Raw genomic sequence first — 23,697 nt, forward strand, 5'->3', positions numbered from 1 at the left:
ACATGTTCCCAAAGTTCAAACAGCATATCACCAACGCAATGCCCTTCCTTAAAGGACAAAGTCTTCTATTGGCCTGTAGTGGAGGTTTGGATAGTGTTGTGCTGACTCATTTATGTATTGAAGAGGGAATGGATGTGGCCTTGGCCCATTGCAATTTTAACCTCCGGGGAAAGGAAAGTGATGGGGACGAGAAATTTGTACGGGAGTTGGCCTCAAAATTAAAGGTTGAAGTCTTTGTGAAGCGATTTGATACCGAGCAATATGCCGAAGAAAAGCGTTTGTCCGTACAGATGGCAGCCAGAGAGTTGCGCTATCAATGGTTTGATGAGCTTTTACGGACCAAGGGCTTTGATTATGTGCTAACGGCCCACCATGCTGATGATAGCTTGGAAACGTTCCTGATCAATTTGTCCCGTGGTACTGGCATCGAAGGACTATCTGGAATTCCTGAAGTGAACCAAAAAGTAGTCCGGCCCTTGCTGCCTTTTTCCCGCGACGAGATTTTGGGGTATGCCCAATCAGGAAACCACCACTGGCGAGAGGATAGTAGTAATGTCAGCACCAAATACCTTCGCAACAAGATTCGTCACAATATAGTGCCTAATTTAAAAGAGTTGCACCCAACCTTTTTGCAGAATTTCATCAATACACAGCATCATCTGCAACAAACCAATGGCATGGTCAAGCAGCATTTACATGAATTGAAGTCCGAATTGTTTTTAGAAGGTGAAGATGTGATCAATATACCTATTGCCGAACTGCAAAAGTTGCACCCCTTGGAATCCTATTTATACGGATTGTTCAAGGATTATGGTTTTACCGAATGGAATGATTTGAAAAACCTGTTGACGGCCATGAGCGGTAAACAGGTGTTTTCTAAAACGCACCAATTGCTCAAGGACAGAGACAATCTTGTACTATCTGAAATTAAAAATAGGGTGAATGGGACCTATACTGTCTATCTAGAAGGAAACACATCCAAGTTGCCCGTTCATCTATTGTTTGAGCATACAGAAACCGTCGAAAAACAGGGCGAAAATGTCGTATTTTTGGATAAGGAAAAGTTAAACTTTCCTTTAGTATTAAGGAAATGGGAAAAAGGCGACTATTTTTACCCCTTTGGAATGCAAGGGAAAAAAAAGTTGTCCAAGTTTTTCAAGGATGAAAAAATGAATCTTGTATCCAAAGAAAAACAATGGCTGCTCTGCTCAGGAGGTGATATCGTCTGGGTGGTGGGCAAAAGAGCCGACGAACGATTTAGGGTTGAGGATTCAACCGAAGAAATTATAAAGATTACATTAGTTAAATGAGATTTTTAGTACTCTTTTTAGGATTATTTTTTTTCAATACAACCATATTCGCCCAAACGGATGAGAATCCTGCAGTTTGGAGCCACGAAGTCCATAAATTGTCCGACACCGAATACGAATTGGTATTTAAGGCTAAAATTATGGACGGTTGGCACGTCTATTCACAATACACCGCCGAAGGTGGTTCGCTCCCAAGTGAGTTTACCTTTGAACAAGCTGGGGAGGATTACGAACTCGTTGGAAAAACAGAGGAAAGCGAGACCATAAAAGAGTATAGCGAAATTTTTGAGGTCGAAGAAACTTTTTTTAAGGGAGAAGCCACCTTTACCCAGAAAATTAAATTGTTGGACCCTGAGGTCAACCAAATTTCAGTGAATCTCTTTTATCAAATATGCAAGGAGGTTTGCCTTCCCGTTGATGAGTATTTTCAAATTTCGTTGGATGGAAGCGGGTTTGTTTCCGAGGAAACTTCTTTGGATGAAAGAAGCGTAGCACTGGGAGAATCCCTTAAAGTTGATCTAAAGAACAAACAACTGCTCAACCAAGGTGGAGTAACCGATTCCGAAGGAAAATCCAATCTATGGGTAATCTTCGGATTGGGCTTTATCGGCGGATTGATTGCCTTATTGACCCCTTGTGTTTTTCCAATGATTCCTTTGACCGTTTCATTTTTCACGAAACAAACACAAAACAAATCAAAGGGCATTGGTAACGCGTTGCTCTACGGTCTCTTTATTGTCTTGATTTATTTCTTGTTGAGTTTGCCTTTCCATTTATTTAATTCAGTGGATTCGCAGATATTGAATACCATCGCCACGAATATTTGGCTTAACGTGTTCTTTTTTGTCATTTTCGTATTCTTTGCCTTTTCGTTCTTTGGATATTACGAACTTACGCTGCCCAGCTCTTGGGCGAACAAGATGGATTCGGCCTCATCCAAAGTAGGCGGAGGACTTGGTATCTTTTTTATGGCTTTGACCTTGGCCATAGTATCTTTTTCCTGTACTGGACCTATTTTGGGCGGACTTTTGGGAAGCACCACATTGGCAGAGGGTAATGTGGCCACCAATTTAACCTCGGGAATGGTTGGTTTTGGTTTGGCTTTGGCCTTGCCATTTGCCTTATTCGCCATGTTCCCTGCTTGGTTGAACTCCTTGCCAAAATCTGGCGGTTGGATGACCACCGTAAAAGTAGTGCTCGGCTTTTTGGAGCTTGCGCTTGCGTTTAAATTTCTTTCCAATGCCGATTTAGTTGGGAACTGGGGCATTTTTAAACGTGAAATCTTTTTAGGGATTTGGGTGGTGCTCTTTATTTTAATGACGCTTTACCTTTTTGGAATCTTTAGATTTCCGCATGATGGACCAAAAAAGAATCTTTCGCCTGCAAGAAAATTAACGGGATTATTGAGCTTTGCCTTTACCCTGTATTTGATTCTTGGGCTATTCAACATCAGTAACTTAAAGCTGTTGAGCGGTTTTCCACCACCAAGTTTTTATAGCGTTGTGGAAACAGAAAGTGATTGTCCGTTAGGATTGGATTGTTACAAGGATTTTGAAGAAGGGGTGGCATACGCACAAGAAGTGAACAAACCCATTTTGCTGGATTTTACGGGTTGGGCCTGTGTGAATTGTAGAAAAATGGAAGAGAATGTGTGGAGCGATTCCAAGGTATACCCGATACTCAAGGAGGATTATGTGTTGATATCCCTTTATGTGGATGATAGAAAAGAACTTCCCGAATCCGAACAGTTCGATTTTAAATATGATTCTGGTAGGATAAAATCCATTGAGACCATTGGTCAGAAATGGGGGACATTCCAAACAATCAATTTCAACGCTGCATCACAGCCTTATTATGTTCTATTGTCCCCACAGTTGGAAATTCTCAATGAGGCGGTACAATACGTGGACGTTGAAACCTATGAGGAGTGGTTGAAATCCGGATTGGAAAAACACCATCTTTCCATGAACAAATAATTGACATTTGTCAAGATATTTTTTCAATCATCCAAAAAAATAGTTATACCTTAGGTTGGACTAAATTAACTTGACCCCATCTGTGAAAAAGTTCAAAAAGATTCTTCTTGTTCTAGTAGGATTGCTTTTACTTGTTGCCATTGGCATTGCTATATTTATCAATAGCTTAAAACCTGATTATAGCGGAAAAAAATCCCTACCGGGCATTTCCGATGAAGTAACCACATATTTTGACCCGTATGGGATTCCCCACATTTATGCTGAAAATGAAATCGATGCTGTAAAGGCATTGGGCTATGTCCATGCGCAGGATAGATTGTGGCAAATGGAGTTGTTGCGAAGGGTTGCAAAAGGAAAACTTTCCGAAGTTTTTGGCAAAGACATGGTTAAAACCGACAAGTTTTTCCTTTCGCTGGGAATAGACGATCATACAAAGGAAACCATTTCCAGTATTGATGACCAAAGTGAAGCTATACTGCTTTCCCATGCCTACCTACAAGGTATAAATGAGTTTATAAAGAACGGACCAACACCTGTCGAATTTTATTTGACAGGGATTGAAAAGGAGCCCTTTACTATTGAAGATGTCTACAATGCAGTGGGTTATATGGCTTTTAGTTTTGCCATGGCCCACAAGACCGACCCTTTGTTAACCAGTCTTCGCAATAAATTGGGTGAAGAATATTTAAGTGGTTTGGCTATAAGTTCAGATACTTCAACAGTGTGGATCAAAAACTACAAGGGAATGGATACGGATACTTTGGGAGCCAATATTACGGCAAGTGTTACCGCTGCCTTGGACAAACTCCCCATTCCGCAATTTGAGGGTAGTAACAGTTGGGTGGTTGCACCACAGAAAACCAAAAATGGCAAGGTGATTTTGGCCAACGACCCGCATATTGGATTTGCTCAACCATCGGTTTGGTACGAAGCCCATGTGAGCACACCTACCTACGAAAAATATGGTTATCATCTTGCAGGAGTGCCTTTTCCACTATTGGGGCATGATAGGAATTTGGCCTATGGCCTTACCATGTTCGAGAACGATGATATTGATTTTTATTATGAGGAAACCAATCCATCTGACAGTACACAATACAAAACTGTTGATGGTTGGAAGAATTATGAATTTGTAAACAAGACCATCAAAGTAAAAGATGGTGATGATGTTACGTTTACTTATAAGAAAACGCATCATGGCCCTGTTTTAAACAATATTGCCGATCAAATTTCTGGCGAATGCCCTGTAGCGATGTCTTGGATGTATACCAAACCCACGAATATGGTAATGCACGCATTATATGGGTTGAGCCATGCCACCAACATGGAAGAGTTTAAAAGCGCACTGCCCAATATTCATGCGCCCGGTCTCAATGTAATGTATGGTGACGCCGAAGGAAATGTGGCATGGTGGGCCACTGCCAAACTCTATGAAATGCCCGATAGCCTATCCACTAAATTCATTTTGGATGGGCCATCAGGAGATGAAGAACCACTACGTTTTCTGGATTTTTCAGAAAACCCTATGGCGGAGAACCCACCATGGAATTATGTGTATTCAGCAAACAACCAACCCGATTCCATAGCGGGAATGTTGTATCCAGGGTACTATTTGCCCGAAAATAGGGCAAAGCGAATTGTTTCTTTATTGGATGCTAAAAATGATTGGGACAAAGAGGCCATATCTAAAATGATACTGGATATAACTTCCCCAGTCAATACAGAGGTGGTTTCTGAGTTGATAAAGCTTTTCGACGTATCCCATTTTACAAGCGAACAATTGGTCTTGTTGGATTCCTTAAAGAATTGGAACGGTAAATATTCGCTAAATACGACCAGCCCGGTTATTTATCACAGAACATTGTATTATATAGTCAAGAACACCATGGAAGATGAGATGGGTCCAGAAATGTTCAAGCAATTCTTGTCCACTCACCTGTTTAAAAGACAAATTGCATGGGGAGCGAACGTGGAAAACGGAAAATGGTGGGATAATGTAAATACTCCCGATGTAGTGGAAACCAGGGAAGATATTGTGCTGATGTCCTTCAAACAAACATGGGAGTCCTTGGTAAAAGATTTTGGCGAGGATACTAGCCAGTGGACTTGGGATAAGGTTCATACTTTGGAGCACCAGCATCCTTTTGGACAAGTGGCATCACTCCGTAAATATTTTAATGTTGGACCTTTCCCGGTAGAGGGAACCCGTGAGGTAATCAACAATCTTGCTTTTCCTTATGACGGTACCGGTTTTTACAAAGTAAATTCCGGTCCATCAACTCGCAGAATCATCGACTTTTCGGATGTAGAAAACAGCATCAGTATATTGCCCACAGGGCAATCGGGCAACCCTTTAAGCAAACATTACGATGATCAAGCGGAAATGTACGTCAACGGTCAGTTCCGTAAAATGATGATGAACAAACAGGAAATAGAGGAAAAAGCGGAATCCATTTTAATATTCCGTTAATCCAGAAGATACTTTCATCAATTCAAATCGGGGTATCCATCAAAAGGGAATTCTTTTTGAAGCGGGATTGGCTACTTTTCAGTCTTTTTTCAATTAGAAACTCCATATGCTCATTAAAGTTTACGGAAGTGCTGTATTTGGCATTGAGGCAACCACCATTGTTGTCGAGGTGAATGTAGACAAAGGTATTGGGTATCATTTGGTAGGATTGCCGGATAATGCGATAAAAGAGAGCAATTATCGTATTGCGGCCGCTCTCCAAAATAATGGTTATCGAATTCCCGGAAAAAAAATCACCATAAACATGGCGCCTGCCGATTTAAGAAAGGAAGGTTCAGCTTACGACCTTACCTTGGCCATTGGCATTTTGGCCGCATCCAAGCAAATTCGTTCAGATAACATTGATAAATACTTAATAATGGGAGAACTTTCCTTGGATGGAAGCCTACAACCCATTAAAGGTGCCCTCCCGATTGCCATAAAGGCAAAAGAAGAAGGTTTTGAAGGATTTGTTCTTCCAAAATTAAATGCCAGTGAAGCTGCTATTGTCGATGGTTTAAAAGTATACGGGGTAGACAATATTAAAGAGGTGATCGATTTTTTTGATTCAGATGTTCCTTTGGAACAAACCTATGTGGATACCCGACAGGAATTTTACGAACACCTACAGTTTCCGGAATTTGATTTTGCCGATGTAAAAGGGCAGGAAAGTATAAAGCGATGTATGGAAATTGCCGCTGCAGGTGGACATAACATTATTTTGATCGGTCCGCCCGGTGCGGGTAAAACAATGTTGGCAAAGCGTCTGCCATCCATTTTGCCCCCGATGACACTTCACGAAGCATTGGAAACCACCAAAATACACAGTGTCGTTGGTAAGGTCAAAAACAATGGGTTTATGAGTCAACGGCCTTTTAGAAACCCCCATCATACCATTAGCAGTGCTGCTTTGGTAGGTGGGGGCAGTTATCCGCAACCTGGAGAAATAACAATTGATAATATTTAGGGTACCTACTGAATATTAAACAAGCCAAAAGTTTTTAACAAGAAGTCATACCTCAACAACATCCATTCATGTTCAATTTAATTAGGGCGTATGAGTACGTCCCAACTTTTTGATATGGTTGTTCATCTTGAAGATGATAAATCATTAAAAGGGTTTCCTGAAGTTCTTCCGAAGGGTTGTTCAAACTTTTTGAAGAGTTTGAATCTTCATTTTTCAAACAGATAAACGTAAAATCGAGACGCCACATTGAACAGAGGAACTTTTGTGTATTCTTTGGCCATGACCTACGATATACAGCTTTACATACAATAAAACACCGAAGTTGACCTTGCCATTGCAGTCCAGATGCATCAAAACATGATTTTTATCCTATTAAATAACCGTTTGGTGTAAGATTTTTGTTTTCAAGTATTTAGCATTTATATTTGAGAAAACCATTGACTATGTTGCCTTTTCAACCTCTGACCAACAGCCCCAAAATCTGGTGGCAAACAATTAGAAATACATTTTATGCCGTTATAGCAATCATTATATTAAATGGATGTGGAGGTGATAGCGGAGAAGAACCACCAAAACCAGAACCAACACCTACGCCAACTTCTTTAGTAGTAAATATTAATGCGCAGCAACCAGGCGTGAGATATGATGCGTGGAAAAATGGAGAGAGCTTAGATAGTGATACGAGTGGTTCAGATGGAGATGCACAATTAGTTATTAGTCCTGACTTGTTAAGCGTTACAGGAAAAGGTTCAAGCAACCCTACAGGAAAGACAGTTGGAACTCTAGATAGTATTACCGGAACAAAAAGTGGAAAACAAACATATATTCAAACAAATGTTTCCTTAAGTGATTCACAAGAAGTATCTGTAGATGTAAACGATTATGGTCACACTATTAATGTAGATTGCAATAGTGGAAATACAACCTATCACGGATATAAAAATGGAGAAAATATTGTTAATGGAACTGTTGATTATGATGGTTTTGGAGAAGCAACATTCTTCAATTTCGAACAACAAACAACTCTAGACAGTTTAGTTTTCAAACCTAACTATTTAGATTTCTTAAATCAAACATTTTTCAATCAAACTATAGGAGAATCAAAAGACTATTTAGTCACCTTCGTAAGAGAAAGCGCAACGCAAGCAGCAGTTGAATTTACTCCAACTCATGATGATGCTGTTGAAACTGGTTTTGAAGTAACTATCAATGGACAATCATACCAAACAGAAGGTTTACAATTAATAATTGAAGGTTTAGAACCAGGAACAAAAAATGTTACTATCGAAGACTTAGGCGCTGATGGAAATGCAAGTACTCAAGGCGACTCAGAGTTTTTACCTTACGAAACTACTTTAGAATTTGTTGCAGGAAATAATTCATTCTCACCAGATTTAGAAGATGTTCCAAATGTCGATACTATTGAATTTACTATCAGAAATAACGATACACAATCAATCGATACTAATGCAACTGTTGAAGTATATGATTCTAATAATAATTTATTAGGTTCTGGTTCTCCAGATGCAAATGGTGTTTTCAAAGTTGACAATGTTCCTTCAGGAACTGAATTTTATGTGAAAACAAGTGGCTCAGGAAAATATACTACCACGTTTCACGATAGAAATACACCTTCATCAAACGAAACTATTGATGACATGACTGAACAGTATGGCGCTATGACATTCTCACCAGGACAGTTAAAAGATGGTTCTCAAATGCAAGCTAGTCAAATCGATGCAATAATGCCAAAAATTAATTGGCCAATTACTTTGTTAACAACAGGACATCAAAGAGTGTATCTTCCAGATGATGGAAACATAAATAGAGGCGACATCATTGTTTTTTATGCAGAGATGTATGCTGCTCTTGGTAGAACTGTTGAAATTTTAACTACACCATTAGCTAATCCTAATGCAAATGGAGTTCAACCATATCAAGACCTTCCAAATTATTCATTTAACACAAACGAATATGGAGTAAATGTAGAAAGTTACACTGGTGGAGGAACAAATTATATTTTAGCACCCTTACCAAATAACGTATATGGTATTGCAGGTGTAGAATCTAATTTAGACAATGCTAATTTTGCAGGTACTGGACATGAAGCTTTATTACAAGTTGGTGTTCGACCATCTTCAGCAGCAGAAGTAGGTGGTGCAACAGCAACCCATACAAACAAAGCTCTCAATATTGATCCTCGAGAGTCTAATGTTGATTTTCCCATCACCAAGTATTTCTTAGATGCAGGAGAATATAGAATCAAACCAGATGCTAATGGTGATATGTGGTTATATTCATTTCCAAGAAGTTTTGAATAGAGGTATAGGCTTTGTATAATAACTTGGCCCGCCTGTACTGAATAATTCACAAGTATGCCTCCTACTTGGATGCTTTGGCATAGTTCCATTTTTCAATCGATTAATGGGATGGTCACACCTCAACCCTTGCCCGATTCCTATCAACCAAGTAAGGTGTTCACAATTAGAACAAACCGTTTCCGAATCTTTCAAAACTCTAACATTTATATCTCCTGTAAAATTATGGATAATGCTAAATACCAATGAGTTGAAATGATGTTGAGGTATAGAATGGAATTTACCTTCTCAAAATCATTTTAAGGGGATTTCCAGAGGCATCTCTATTTTGATGTATAAGTTGTTGGTTCAGATGAATGCTGTTCGTTAGAAGGATTTCCTGAAGTGATTTAGAATGAATGTTCAAGCTTTTTGAGGAGTTTGAATTTGAAGATTAAGGGATAATGAAACATCTTCTTTGGCAAATGTTAGGAATCTATAAGGCTTAATGAAATTCCTTAACTTGAATATTTTTCTGGCTGCTTTTTGAGTATCAAATACATTAAAATCTTCGAAGATGAATTAGTTGCCATTGAAAAGGTGGATGGTACTGTATATAACTGCGTGATAGATTCTACTAAAAATGATTTGAACTCACTTGAAAACCTTTCCTCTGATTTACAGGATTTTTATGGTATTACGGTTACGTTGGAGGGAAAAGAATCCTTGGATGTGGAGATTAGAATAAAGGATATTCATTCAATTGAAAGGCTGAATCAATTATAATTCATTCTTCATCCAATGTTTTACGGTTTAATTTATTTTCACGTTTCAATCTTTCATAATGGCTTGTTTTTTTAAATTCATTTTGTAAGTCGTGATTTAAATCGTCAAATTTTATTTGCTTTCTCCAAATCCATTTTGATATTTTGACGATATTTTCCCATTCAAGAGGAGTGGTTATTGTTTTTAAGATTTCACGAACGACAGGTATTGCTTCTTTATCAGCAATTTCAGTCTCCTTTTCATTTAGCTTAATTTCCTCTTTCCATTCTTCTTTACTTAACTTTTTTTGTAGTAGAACATGAATTTTGCCTTTTATTGTGTTTTCTCTTTGAAAATCATTAATGAAGTCAAACATTAAAGTTTCAATAAAAATATCGTCCAATTTTTCAATAAACTCTTCTTCCGATTCCACACAAATTCTCCATAATTCCCCTGTTGCCTCTAATTCCTTTTTTTGTTCCCTATATTTTTCTATGTAATGATTCCGTAATTTCATGAGAAGTGCAGATTGACATCAAGGATATGCATTCTATTGAAAGAATTGGTTAAGCTTAATTCCTTGTTATTTAGTGGTACTTAAACTATCAGGCATTAAACATTAGCTTTTCAAAAAACCCCTATTAATCAATTAAAATTAAATAAAAGACAATTACTTAATATTGATTCTTTACTACCGTTTTTAATGATTTATATCTCTTTCTATCAATGTGATATTTGAACACTACTAGATATCTTAAAATGCCAATTTTCCAAAGCTCCTTGAAATAAAATATAATTTCTATATACAATACATTTAATAACGATTATGTCAGAGGAGTCGATTTCTGATAAATAAATTTCTGTTACATCCGGAAGATTGTCAATTCGTACTATTTGAAAACGAGTATCATTAAAAACCTCTTCAAACTGGTCGCCTTGAATTAAAAATATGTTGGTTTCAAAGTTGAATATGATTTTTGTTAAACTGTTCTTTTTCTTTATTTGACTTTGTTTAATTGAAATTTCCATTTCATCTATTGAAGAAATGATCAGTCTTAATTGCAAGCTAATGGACTTTTGAAATTCTTCCTGTAATTTACTTGGTCCAAAAAGTTTACGTATCATACTCATATTTCAATAAATCTTATTACGAACGAACCTTTCTATTTCCATATCAAACTCTTCTTCAGATGCCCACTGATTTTTAAGCTCGTATTCCTGTCCGTTTTTTAACGTTATTGTTGCCTTTAGCTTCATAGTAAAAGGATGCACCTTTACCATAACATAAGCAATTGGCTCACCAAAATGGTTTATATTGTAACTTTTAACTTTTGCGTATAGATTCATAGTAAAAATTATTTAAAAGTTTAAATAGAAGAAAACGCTTGATGGAATTAATAAAAATAATAATGCAGCCAAACACCCAGTGCTTTTATTTTTTAATGAGCTTTCGTCACTATTGAATATAATACGATTAATTTCTTCATGCATGCTATCAATATCCTCATCTCCTCTAACTTGAGTGGATAGATTTGCTCGAAAACCATTTTTTCCAATTTTCTTGATTTCAGTTCTGCCTGGCAGAATGGTCAACATATAAAGTTCAGGAGCTTGAGGACAAAAATACATGTCCTTTGCATGGTATGGTTCACCATTGATTACCTTTACATCTCTGTATCCTAAATCTGTCAGCTTAGGATATATTACATTTACAAATTCTTCCCTTGTCAAATTATTAATTATTATGGTTTATAATTGATTGTAGGAAATTCGCTTGTTGTATTTCCTGCCGTAAATAAATATTCGTTCTTTTCCTCCAATAAATAATCTCTTTTTAATTTCAGTATTTGAGATTCAATTGAGTCGTTGGAAAACTTCAGATGGTTATTTTCATTTTTTTCGATTTTTAAACTGTCCTATTTTTAGGGAAGGCTACAAGAAAATATTAATTAAAGAAACCTTGTTCTGGAGCACCATATGTTCCTATCAGACTTGACCTGTCCAAAAGCCTATTGAATTCCTCACAACTGGTTTCAGGTACAATTGCACAGTTATGACAAGCTGCTCCGTTCAATGAATCGGGACCTTGACCGTTCGAAATTCCAACATCCATACAAACAGGATCGGCTGAACACCACCTAGCATCTTCTATAATTTCCTTCAGTAAGTCATAGAAATTGGACTCTCTTCCTTGTCTAACCAATCCTCCCATAGAACCTTCCGAATCACCTGATGATGTATATATTAATACTCCGTTCATTCGGGTCTGATCATTACTTGAAAAATAGATTCTCTCTCTTAACGATGAAGAACCATAACCACAATTGAAACAAAGTCTATTAATTAACAAATGAGCAAAAGTATGAATCATTACAAATGCCGGAGATAAATCACGTTCCTCATATCCATCCCAACGACGTAGTCTTTCCCGATGATATCTCGTGATAAGTTCATTGATTCCATTAGGTGCTCTTTTTAACCATTCATCAATTTTGTCATCTCTGAATTTGATAAATATTCCTTCTCCATAAACAACATGGGCAGGTAACCAATTGACATCATTTCTACTTAAATCTGTCATCTTATCAAAGATACTTCGCCCGTCTTCTGCGTTTATCCTTGAAAATCCAGCAAAAACTCGTGTCTCTCTGAGCTTTTCAATCAAAACTATGTGCTCGAAAAATTGTGACAGGAATTCACCCATTTTTGTATCTGAAAACTGACTAACTACAGCTTTGAAATCAGAGTTTTCCGAATCTCGTCCAGAATTTAAATAATCATATTCTTGAGTTCTTATGTCAAGCTCTGAAGTGACTTCTAATACATCCTCATCCGCACTAGCCAAATATTCTGTTACATGGCGTACTAAGTCTTCCAAAGCAATTATTCCTGAATTGACTTCTGGTTGGTTTTGAAGAAATATCCTCAATGACCTCAAATCGTTATCCACTTCCGATAACTGCTTAATTAAAGCTTCACTTCTTTCAATGATTCTAACTATTACCTCTGGTGTTGTTACTCCTGTATTTGGCAGATATAGGGCGGACCTAATGGCTGCATAATGTACATTGGAACCGCCTCTAATCAACACTCTTAAAGGATTCTCGCAATTCTGAGGTTGGGAAATACCCACGGGCCCAAGCCAAGGTCTATGACCTTCGCAAGTCGTTATGCTATCTAAAGCTCCTACATTCATTATTCCTCCAAGAGTCCTGCGCTCTCCACAAGAACATTCAATTGCTATACTTGATAAATCTCCTGAACCTTTTCCTGCTTTAAAACTGAGTATGTGATTTCCTTCCGGACGCTCTCCTTGGTGCACCCACTCCATGAAAGGAACATCTTGAATATGTCCTTGAGGACAAACCGCCACGAACCTTACAGGTATTAATCTACCTTTACATTTATCTTCCGAACACCTTGGATTCTCTTGTCTAGTTAATTCAATTTTTCTCATGACATCACATCGTATACAATAATGCCACTGGGGAAATCTAACAGCTGGAATGGTCAATTTGGAATTAACTCTATTGCTATCCCTAAATGGAAAAGGTTTCTTGAAATGATCCACATTCAATAGCCTTTCTAACCTAGGTTCATGAATTTCAAATTCAGTAATGTCAACATACTCCGGTCCAACATTTTGGATTCTTTGATCTAAAACACCCTCCCATGAATCTAACCCACAAATCATGAGGGTCTCATCATGAGGGAAATTCACTAATTGACCTATACCAAAAGGAGATAGTAATTGACCTAACCTAATATTTCTATTCATCCTAATTATTATTTAGTATTCCAACCTTACCTTCCTCATCAACTCCTCTCATAGAAGTCTGAGTCGGTAATGATAATCCACCCGATCTTATTTCTTCCGTCACTTCACTTCCTTGCGTATACATCAAAGGAATTCTACCTTGATTAAGCATGCCAGTGTTTCTAGCATCTCCATAATATTGGAACCCACTCTTCCAGAATTCTACTCTTCTTTCAAAGAGATTCATAGTATTCTGAAGTTCGGACGGATCAATAAGTGAACACCTATCATGAATCAAATCACGAATCCATGAGACCAATTCTTCAAATTCATTTTCATTGTTGCTAATATCTGGATTCTCTGTTAAACTAGAATCTGAAAAATTTCTAACAAGTCCAATTAGCACAGCATGCAGAGCCCTTTCTCTTGCACTTATTGAAAACGGAGTGACCGATGTTGGTTCTACATATGAGTAAATCTTATTATGAAAAGACTGAAAATGTTCATATTGAGATTTATCTCTAGGTTTAGACGGACTGTATAACATAACTACCAATCCAGGTCCTTTCTTTGTGTCTCGTCCGACCCTCGAACTTGCCTGAATATATTCTGCAGTAGTTTTTGGTTGACCATGAATAATCATCAAACCTAACCTAGAAACATCAACACCTGTCGCAATCATATTAGTTGCAATACAAACGTCTAATGCTGAATTACGAGTACCGTTATATTTTTTTTCAAGTTCCTTTAAAGAGTTTGGGATTTGAGAACTTGGGATACGGCTTGTTAACTCTTTCAATAAGTTGAGCCTTCTCCTTTCATCAAAAGGGATTAATTTTCTATTCTGAAGCGTAGATAAATACTCTCTGATATCGGCATATACTAAAGAAGCTGCCATACCCAATTCTCTTATGGAATTAAAAAACCCTAAAAGCGTCCAATAATAATCTTTGACTTCTGGAGTATACTCTGCTTCTTGAACTGATTGTAAAATCGAAGAGTACAATCTTACGACAGAGGTTTGTCCTGATCTATACCCAGGAGCCAAAATACCAATGTACTTTCTTCCTGGCACCCCCTTCGAAGGCTCCATTTCTTTAGAAAACCAAGTATTTCCAAAAGATATTCCTTGAGGTGGAAAAATATTAATATTTTCACTCGAATAAAGTGCTTTCACTTGTTCTGCTGCTCTACTTATAGTTGCAGAAGAAGCAACTATTTTGGCAGTGACGTAATTGTCTCTTGAGTAAAATGGTGAAGACGATCTATAGTAGTTATTACAAAGAGTTTGAATTAGCGTTTCATACAAACCAACCATAGTACCAAGAGGTCCTGAAATTAGATGCAGCTCATCTTGTATAATAAGTTCAGGTGGGGTAATTCTAACCTTATCGTTCTTCTCTCTAAAACCAAATATCGATGCGGATTCCGGCTTCCACGGAACCATGGCAAATTTATCTACAGTTCCTAGAACCAAAGTTGGACATATTTGAAATATATCTTCATCTACCACATATAAAGGAAGTTCTTCATTATGAAACTCACATCTGTCATTTTCACAGGAGAAGTATACTCTTGAATTGTTAGATTTACCATCAGATTTTCTAATTCCAACCAGTTTTTTCTGCCGAGAAGGTTTTTCCAACTGTCCGATACCAGATCCACAACAAGGACATTTCATAACGATGAAATTGTACTCGGCTGTTCTAAAATTATCTCCTGTTAAATCTTCATATAATTTAGAGGCATCTTTTCTTGTATTTGGGGTTGAGGCACTTCCTACCCATAATCCAATTGATATTGGTTCAATTCCTAATTCAGGATTCTTTCTTCGAATCAATTCACTTGCGCATATCAGTGATGATGCTCTTTCGTATTGTTGAGTCGTCAAAAGTCTAAGAGTATACCTCATGAGTATAGAAGTTCCTCCGTGATTTTTTATGTCTATAAAGTCTCTCCCTCTAATTCTTCTTGCGAAAATTGTAAACCCAGCTAGGCCCAGATAAGCTTCTGTTTTACCTCCTCCAGTGGGAAACCAAATTAAATCAACGATATTTCTAGCATCGGATTCAGGTTCCCAAATTGATTTAATATTCATCAATACAAAAGCAATTTGAAAAGGCCTCCAATTACCGCTATAAGGTTGATCATGAAACTCACTCAATGTCACAAAATCTTGAGAACCATCTGGCAGTGCTTCTAACGAATACTCAGAGTCTCTCCAAGTCCCACTTTGAATCCATTCTCTCCTTGGTGTTTTAGATCTTTGTTGTTGCCATATCATGGCTCTATTCATCCATCGAAAACACTTGACTATTTCACTTCCCTCACCAGCTTCCACCAACATATTCACCCCTTCTTCAATTCTTGATAGGTTGTCTCTACATTTTTCAATATTTCTCATAGCTGCATCAACAAATCTACCATCAAGTTCTTGCGCGGAGTCTTGAAGATTGCTTATCCATGTTCCATAGCTAGACACCAAATTTTGAAGACTCCTTATGGCGGATTCCCAATCTCCCATATCAGAAAGTTCAAACATGCTCAAATTCACAAAGTGGGTAGGAGAGACTTGTGGCAATTCGTAAACTGGGATTACAGTTGAATAAAGGTTGTTCACCGAAGAATCTTGTTCATCCCATTGAACTGAGCATCCATGACCAATTCCATAAGTCTTTTTGTCTCGATATAATAATCTTAACTCCTCTTCCTCAGGCGTATCATTCGCTGATTGTCTTTCAACATATGGCAATATTGATTTACCAGAATCATCTTTTAACATTAATTCATTCTGAAATAAAATTGCTCTATCATCTTCTTGAAAATCCCCTGTAGCTCTAATATTATTTATAATCGTAAAAGTGAATATCCGCTCACCTTTATCGATATCTTCTTGTCTTGACCTATCAAACACTTCTAATCTCAACCATCCTTGGCACTGATCCCATGGAGTATTTACCAAGGTCTGTTCAAATACTCTTCCTCGTCTGTTCCCAATTTCTGAAATGTTCAACCGAACTGGTTTTATTTCTAACACCCTTCGTCTCCAATTCCTTCTTAATACAACTTCCTGAGTTGCCATATTGAGTTTATCATCATATCCCGGTGGATCAGGGACAACTCTTTTTTCAGGCACCTCGTCATCCGACCTTTCATACCAAGCAGAATTGATATTTACAACAACTTCGTTTTCGCTGTATTTTAATTTACATGTGAAACCAAGTGCCGATGGAAGAAATTCATTTGCAAGTCCAATGGATTGATCGGAGTCCGGCTCATCAGAAAGTCTAGCCTTAGTATTGTGTATATCAGCTTCTACCTCATCATCGTTTTCTTCCTCTTCAGCTTCATTATTTTCATCAACTTCTGCTAATTCAGTTGATTGTGGGTATAACATTCCTGCACCATACCTCAACTTTGGAGAGCCGTGAACTCTTTCCAAAAGAACTTCTTCTCCAGTATCTGGATCTATATATGCAGGGTGAGGGTCTGGTCCACACACCTCTTTTTTAATATCCTCAATTATTTGATCTCTTATCATGACATCATTTCTTTAAATCTCTTATCCAATAATTTGTTGTAGGACTCCTCCACATCTTTATCAAAAACAACATATAGCTTTAATCTCGCACGACTAATTCCAATGTAAAGTAGGCTAGTCGAATAATCAGTATCCAATTCATCAAACTCAGCTAGAACAATAAATGAATTTTCGAGTCCTTTATAGGAATGTACGGTTGTATGCAATAAACCTTGTTCTTTCCATTTTAATGCTTTGTCTGAAACAAGTACTTGAGAGTTATCTATCCTCTTTTTGGAAAGAACGGTGATTTTGTAGAGGGGTATCCCTTTAGAAATAAGGGAGGATATTATTTCGTCCACCTTTTCTTCAACTTTGTTTTTTCTTGGAAAGAAATGTTCAACTCGCTCACCAGTCATCATCCCTTCTGGACTAATCTGCAATTCACAACCAGTAGAATTATGATTGAAGAGAACTATATTCTTAGTGTTTCTGCAATTGACTTTAAGTGGTGGTATCTTCGTAAATGCTGATTTACTTGCTACCTGATCAATTATTTCAGCTGGATTAGACCGATATATCAGTTGATTGCAAAAGTCCCCGAACATAACCCAATTACCATTAGAGATACCTCCTTTTATCATTGCGTCAAAAACTTCAACATAAAGTTCACTCATTAAGTCTTGTGACTCATCTATAATGATTAAATCAAACTTATCATTCTCATCTACTTCCTCAAGTTCTATAAGGCACTGAAAAGGTAAATCAACTTCAAAAAACTGGCTAACATCTATACTAGGTGGGGTCATTTTACATATGGACATCATGTAACCGTGAAAACTTCCTATTTCCGATTTCGATTGTGTTATATCAAGGGTTGAAGTGATATCCTTATAAAGCTTATTTCCAAGATTTTTATTGTAGCAGAAAAAACCAACCTTCTTGCCATCTTTATGATTTCGCATGAAGATTTCTGTTGCCATCAAGGTCTTACCTGTTCCAGCTCCTCCTTGAATTAGACAACGATTATTAAATTCCAAAATTGAAAGAATACTAAATTGCTCTTCTGTAAAATGATTAATTACTTTCTCCTCATCTAATATGGAGTTTATATTTGAGTAATCATAAGAAAAGTCACCTCGGAGTAATTTGTATATCAATTCACAGTCCTTTTTGGAAGGCCTAGACATTGTTGGATCATACCATGATTTTCTTTCAACTTTTTTATGGAATCCTTTAGATAAAGCATGGATAAAATGACTTGATGGAGCTCGAAAACCTGTTCTTGTAAATATTTGCCAAGTTTCAGCTTCAGGGCCATAATCATTAAATTCATTTAAGCTTGTAAACATAACTCCACAGCCAAATAGAAAATCGCCTATTCTTTCCTTTAGCCTTGGAACATCCTTTGCAAGTTCCTTTAGATAATTTCTTAATGAATGCATGGTGTCATTGACCTGTCTGAAAGGCCCAATCGTCGAAGTTGTTATTTTTCCATGCCGGTTCTCAAATTTCCAAGTACCGGCATTTCTACTCACCTTTCCATGTTTTACCTCAAGTGCAAATATTCCTAGCCCTGGCGCAAGAACCAAAAAATCTAATTCTCCAGAAATTCTTGTCAGGTGCTTACTAACGAAAAGGGAATGAAGAATTATGAAATCTTTAGCATTAATATCATTTTTGAAATGATTGAAAACTAGCTTCTCTCCTCGAGAGTTATCATTGGTTATTTTATTTGGAACTAACATTAGTCGTATATAAATTTCATTGTGGAATGATATTCAACTGATAAATCATTCCTTTTCTCAATTCCTACTATTTCGGCTTTCCTACCTGCTACATTAATTCCATTAATCGCCACTGTAAATTCATTCTCTAACTCAGAATATGAGTCAGTCATTAGCTTTGATAGTCTTTCCTTTACTGTTCGGTTAAGTTTGTTCTTCGCCTTTATTATTATTCTTCTTGATCTTACTATCTCATCAACCAATTGAGGAATATCTTCTTGGTTATAATGGATTGAAAGAATCATTCTCAGGTTCTCTTCATTTGGAGACAACAGGCTGTCATCATGTAACCATCTAGCAACATTGTAAATTTCAGGACTTCCACCTATGTCGAAATCATCATTTGCCTGAGATAATGAATCCATCAAACGATGAATATCTTGGTATTTTTCAAATTCAGAGATTAGAACATTTCTCCATACATCCAATTTATCTAAGTCATTTCTTATTGCTCCAGAATCTTCCAAATAATCACTTATAGAACGTCTAGAAACATTTAAATCTACTGCAATATCACCTATTGAAATATTATCTACGAGTGCATATTCAGACTTCATTTCATGTGTCTGAGACTCCCTGAGCAATAGGATTCTTCTTTTATGTGGCATAAATAAGTAACCACCATCATTAAAATGAAGAACATCACATTTCAAGATGTAAGCTCCATCTGATTCCCCGTTTGAATTTGAAGTTTTAAATTCTGAATACCTAATATCGTTCAATAACTTTTCAAAATTGTCAAATTCAATCATTTCTTCATCATTCCCTTGAATGATTTCTTTATCTGAAGAGAAAATATCAGCGATTAAGTCATCTACTTCTTCTTGGGAGGTAATCAAATAAGACTCTAACCCCTCTACTGTGTTTGGAAGTGATTCCACGAAATAACCAGCTTTAAACTTGCTTATCAGGAAATTCTTGGTTACTGAGGACTCGCATTCATTTAAATAGAGTTTCAATTTTGGAATTATGAAATTAAAACAACTTCTAGCTAAGAACTTGAAATAATAATCTCTATACGGGTACCCAAAGAAAGTAATTGACTCTTCTGATTCATCAATGTCATTATAATGCCTAACTAATGATTCATCTCGCTCTTCGGGTATGGTACATTTATGATCATTAATTAAAATGTTCTGAAAGAAATAAGAATCATCAACTTCTTTATGTGGTTTAGGCTCTTTACCCGTTAGAACATATTTTTTGAAGCCTGAAAGTCCCTCGAAAATCCTTTCTTTTATAGCCTCATTTAAACCTGCAGAAGATTCCTTAAAAATCTTTTCAAATGCATTAAGAGATTCAATGATTTCTGTAGTATCAATTCTTTGACTGGAGTTTTTAACAACATAAAGTATTGGACGAAGAATTTGATAGTATGCCTTTTGAAGTAGCTCAAAATCATTAAGCTGTCCAAGTAGATCTTTTGATTCGAATATTTGATAAATCGAGTCAAACTCTCCACTCTCAAACTCAATAATTTTAACCTCTTGATTTATTGAATTCACACACAAATTGTTTAAATGGAAGTCAATAAACCTTTCCCTGTTATCCCTTTGAAGGTTTAATAAATCTAATTTTATCTTGTCCCAATTAAATCTAAAACATTCTCGATAAGTCTCTGAATTGAATAGGTTCTTGTATAAATCGAATTCTTTAAATTCTGTTATTACACGATCTGAGATAATTATAACTGGAATTTTATTTGTTAAAATCGTTCCAATGGTTTCAGGGTATTCATTGAGTTGTTGTATCTCGTTTATGATGACTGCATCAACGCTTTCTAAAATGTTTTCTTCGATACCAGGATAATGGCTAAACAACCCTTTCAGCTTATTTCCAAACACAAGCAAGTCGTCTTCTTCAGATAAATCATTAATCAATTTAGTTAAGGCTTCTACGAATACTCTAGTCCTTAATTCAGTCTCTGCAATAGTGAGCAAATATTCAATATCTTTTCTGAGGTCACTATCATCTGATTGAATACTATTCAATATTGAAGTCATCGCAGAGGTAAAAAAGCTCTCGTTTGTACTTACTGATTTATCCTGTATTCCATCAAAGTAGGATAGATCAGGTGAAATTATAAGATTCTTGTCTAACAGGACTGTATCCGCTAAACTTTCATCATATAGCTCAGTGTCTTTAAGAGTTCTTCTAAATGAACCTACCTTTCCACGTCCCGAAATCAAAATAATCTTGGATTCTAAAGCATCCAAATTAGGGTTCAAATGCAGATTCAAAATCTGAGTTATTGCTTTTCTTTGCCTTAAAAAGCTTCTTTTTTTCTTAACGAAATGGGCGAACTTGTTAACCATGTTTTTTCGAGCACTATTGACGAATTGAGCATTCTGAATATCAATATATGCACTAGCACCATCTGAAAATGAAATAACCAATTCATCATTAGGATTAATCCCTTTAAAGATTGCCGTGGAAGAAAAAATATCAATTTTATCTCCCGCCTTTAAGCCTAGTTTTTTTATTCTATTATCACTTTTAGAAACACAATCATAGAAGAACTTATTAATCAATAATAGGCTTGACAACCACAGTGCAGCGTTATGTTTAGAAGGAAAGGTAAGAATCAAAGGACTAGAAGTATCTGAATTCTTTACTGCCTCAAAGTAGTCTAATGAAATTGAAGTTGAAAGTTGAACAACTGGACTGAACTCGTATTTACCTAATTTAAGGTGATACCTTCGTATCGAGTTATTTAGAAAATCTTTCATTCAACGATACCTTTTACGATGTTAGCTATTTGGAAGGCAAGGTATGGTGGTACGGCATTTCCGACTTGATGATATTGCGCAGTTCTTGAACCACAAAAAAGATAGTTATCTGGAAATGTTTGTATACGAGCAGCTTCACGAACAGTCAGACTTCTACATTGATCTGAATCATAATGAATAAAGTAATGCCCATCTTTTGATATGTGAGATGTTATTGTTGTAGCTGGCTCATGGGGCAATTGGACTCTGAATCGATCCGCAAACTTACCGGTAATGGCGCTCTTGTGATCGGGCACTAATTCTTCGTTATGCTTTTTGTATTCATGCAATCTCGGAAATCGTTTGTATTTAGCCGCATACAGACTAGAAAACATATACCTCATAAGATCTTGAGTTAAATGTGATCTCGAGATATGATTACAAACTCCTTTAAGACGAGGGTCAAAATACCAATTGTGAAGAGGGTTTTTCTTTGAAGGGGTCTTATATTCAATATACTCAGAACCAATATTTAAGAACCTTAAATCCTTATTTTTCGATTCTTTCTTAAACCCATTCCAAGAAAGAATCATTTCTTTGTATCTTGTTGTAAGGTCTTTCCAAGTATCAAAATCGTCATCAACTTTTTTGTAAACTCTTTTCTTTTTTCCAGAGCTTAAATAAGATTCAATAAAAGTTCTATTCAATCCACTTCGAACTTTAGGAAGATCTCCTATAATAGATTTCAAATCAATAGTAGATTTATTTTTGTTCAATACCTCTGGTTTTACTTTTATGTCTTCCCTTATGCCTAGCAAAATTACCCGATGCCTTTTTTGAGGAACACCAAACTCCTCCGATTTAATCAGGTAGTCAGAGTCTTTCTTATAACATGGATTGCCTTTATCGTCAAAGTATTCGGGTACGGTGGATAAAGAATACACGTTATACTTTGGAGATTCAAATTCAGGAAACAGCTTAGAGGGATTGCTCAAATCTCTTTTAATCCAATTAAAGACACTTTGTCCCCCAACTTTAGCGGATAATAAACCCTTGACGTTTTCCATTACGAAAACCTTTGGATGAAACTTTGCAATTATCCTGAGATATTGGCGATATAAATAAACTCTGTAATCTTCTTTATCTATTCCTCCTACACGGCTTCTGCCGGCAAGAGAATATGCCTGACACGGAGGTCCTCCAATCAAAAGCCAGTCCTTGCTTGCTCCAATGCTATTACGGATTCTCTCATCAATAAGTGATTCCGGATATTTTTCCGACCCCAATTCTGCATTCCAAGCTTCACTAGAAGCTGTTTCAAATTCTTTGGGGTATGTCTCATATAAGTGTTCTAATTTTTTGTCTCTTGAAGCTAAATCCTTCTCTTTTAGCACATCATAGTATTCTTCTGGCAATTCGTTTATTGGAAACTGTCGATAGAAACTCCTTAATTGAAGCGTCTTGTGAGCATTAATGTCTTTTTCAATTGATAGCTTAATATCAAACAATCTAGATTCATTTTGAATCACAGATGAAAATCCTTCCCCTAAACCTCCTGGACCAGCGAACAAATCAATAACTGGGATTGGTTTCATATAGTGATCTTTTTGTCTATCTCTTTTGTCATTTAAACTTATACCTTTCTATTATTTTATGTCGTTTTCATTTCTCAAATTCAATGGCATACAAACTTTTTAATTTACAATTACATCCATATACCCCAAAAATGGAATAAAATTGATGTATTTAATCGTCTTATTTTGAAATCGTTTATTTGAAGTTTTCTAAATGTAGGAAATTTCGATTAACCAAGATTCCGGTTTTCTGTAAAATGTAAATTATAATGGTCCTAAGGGCTTCTCAGTAGGGCTAATTAAATGTATACATTGCAAACCAATTAAGTGTACGGGAAAAGTAAACTCTTTAGAATCAGTGGAATCGTTTCACACTAAAAGTTCAATAAAACGGTGGATTGATTTCAGAGCGTAATTCTTTGTTCAATCCCAATAATAAGTTTGAACCTTCCCTATCATTCAAACTAAATTAAAAGTTTGAATCTCAATTCTTGATCAAGGCTGCCTGAGATATCCAATAAAAAACT

14 protein-coding genes and 1 pseudogene are annotated in these 23,697 nt (G+C 36.5%); 6 read left to right on the plus strand and 9 right to left on the minus strand.

Annotated features, from left to right (window positions below; genetic code table 11):
* Positions 1-2: 2 nt before the first annotated feature.
* The 6 genes and pseudogenes from tilS (at position 3) to J0X13_RS04220 (ending at position 9,845) form a co-directional block, all read left to right on the plus strand.
* Positions 3-1,310 carry a tRNA lysidine(34) synthetase TilS gene (gene tilS / locus J0X13_RS04195; protein WP_207070193.1) on the plus strand — a complete coding sequence of 436 codons (1,308 nt, stop codon included), beginning with the start codon at positions 3-5 and terminating at the stop codon, positions 1,308-1,310.
* Positions 1,307-3,286, plus strand: coding sequence for a protein-disulfide reductase DsbD family protein (locus tag J0X13_RS04200; RefSeq protein ID WP_207070194.1), 1,980 nt, complete (start codon positions 1,307-1,309; stop codon positions 3,284-3,286). Before tilS ends, J0X13_RS04200 begins: the two co-directional genes overlap by 4 nt.
* 82 nt (positions 3,287-3,368) lie before the next feature.
* Positions 3,369-5,756 carry a penicillin acylase family protein gene (locus J0X13_RS04205; protein ID WP_207070195.1) on the plus strand — a complete coding sequence of 796 codons (2,388 nt, stop codon included), beginning with the start codon at positions 3,369-3,371 and terminating at the stop codon, positions 5,754-5,756.
* 106 nt (positions 5,757-5,862) lie between these two features.
* Positions 5,863-6,750 (plus strand): annotated as a pseudogene (locus J0X13_RS04210) (YifB family Mg chelatase-like AAA ATPase); the annotation flags it as partial.
* A gap of 455 nt (positions 6,751-7,205) precedes the next feature.
* On the plus strand, positions 7,206-9,083 hold the full coding sequence (locus J0X13_RS04215) for a collagen binding domain-containing protein (protein ID WP_207070196.1): 1,878 nt from the start codon (positions 7,206-7,208) through the stop codon (positions 9,081-9,083).
* A 522-nt stretch (positions 9,084-9,605) separates the two neighbouring features.
* Positions 9,606-9,845: a hypothetical protein gene (locus J0X13_RS04220; protein ID WP_207070197.1), complete on the plus strand. Its 240-nt coding sequence runs from the start codon at positions 9,606-9,608 to the stop codon at positions 9,843-9,845.
* Between the two features lies 1 nt (position 9,846).
* On the opposite strand, the gene J0X13_RS04225 is transcribed toward J0X13_RS04220, so the two are convergent.
* The 9 genes from J0X13_RS04225 to J0X13_RS04265 all read right to left on the minus strand — a co-directional run bounded on the left by J0X13_RS04225 (position 9,847) and on the right by J0X13_RS04265 (position 23,191).
* Positions 9,847-10,341, minus strand: a complete 495-nt coding sequence (locus tag J0X13_RS04225; protein WP_207070198.1) for a hypothetical protein — start codon at positions 10,339-10,341, stop codon at positions 9,847-9,849.
* 206 nt (positions 10,342-10,547) lie between these two features.
* On the minus strand, positions 10,548-10,949 hold the full coding sequence (locus J0X13_RS04230; RefSeq protein ID WP_207070199.1) for a hypothetical protein: 402 nt from the start codon (positions 10,947-10,949) through the stop codon (positions 10,548-10,550).
* Between the two features lie 9 nt (positions 10,950-10,958).
* Entirely contained in the window at positions 10,959-11,171 is a 213-nt protein-coding gene (locus tag J0X13_RS04235; protein ID WP_207070200.1) for a hypothetical protein, read from the minus strand.
* A gap of 12 nt (positions 11,172-11,183) precedes the next feature.
* Positions 11,184-11,555, minus strand: coding sequence for a hypothetical protein (locus J0X13_RS04240; protein WP_207070201.1), 372 nt, complete (start codon positions 11,553-11,555; stop codon positions 11,184-11,186).
* Between the two features lie 214 nt (positions 11,556-11,769).
* A complete protein-coding gene (gene drmB / locus J0X13_RS04245) occupies positions 11,770-13,602 on the minus strand; it encodes a DUF1998 domain-containing protein (protein WP_207070202.1) in 1,833 nt (610 codons plus the stop codon).
* Position 13,603: 1 nt separating this feature from the next.
* Positions 13,604-17,122 (minus strand): helicase-related protein, encoded by a 3,519-nt coding sequence (locus J0X13_RS04250; protein WP_207070203.1) that lies wholly within the window; start codon positions 17,120-17,122, stop codon positions 13,604-13,606.
* Positions 17,119-18,849 (minus strand): nuclease-related domain-containing DEAD/DEAH box helicase, encoded by a 1,731-nt coding sequence (locus tag J0X13_RS04255; protein ID WP_207070204.1) that lies wholly within the window; start codon positions 18,847-18,849, stop codon positions 17,119-17,121. Before J0X13_RS04255 ends, J0X13_RS04250 begins: the two co-directional genes overlap by 4 nt.
* Complete coding sequence (locus tag J0X13_RS04260) at positions 18,849-21,617, minus strand: hypothetical protein (protein WP_207070205.1); 2,769 nt, start codon at positions 21,615-21,617, stop codon at positions 18,849-18,851. The genes J0X13_RS04255 and J0X13_RS04260 overlap by 1 nt, the downstream gene beginning before the upstream one ends.
* Positions 21,614-23,191: a DNA cytosine methyltransferase gene (locus J0X13_RS04265; protein WP_207070206.1), complete on the minus strand. Its 1,578-nt coding sequence runs from the start codon at positions 23,189-23,191 to the stop codon at positions 21,614-21,616. Before J0X13_RS04265 ends, J0X13_RS04260 begins: the two co-directional genes overlap by 4 nt.
* Positions 23,192-23,697: the final 506 nt, after the last annotated feature.

It is taken from the genome of [Muricauda] lutisoli (nom. illeg.), assembly GCF_017313105.1.
In the GTDB taxonomy this organism is placed as follows: domain Bacteria; phylum Bacteroidota; class Bacteroidia; order Flavobacteriales; family Flavobacteriaceae; genus Flagellimonas; species Flagellimonas lutisoli.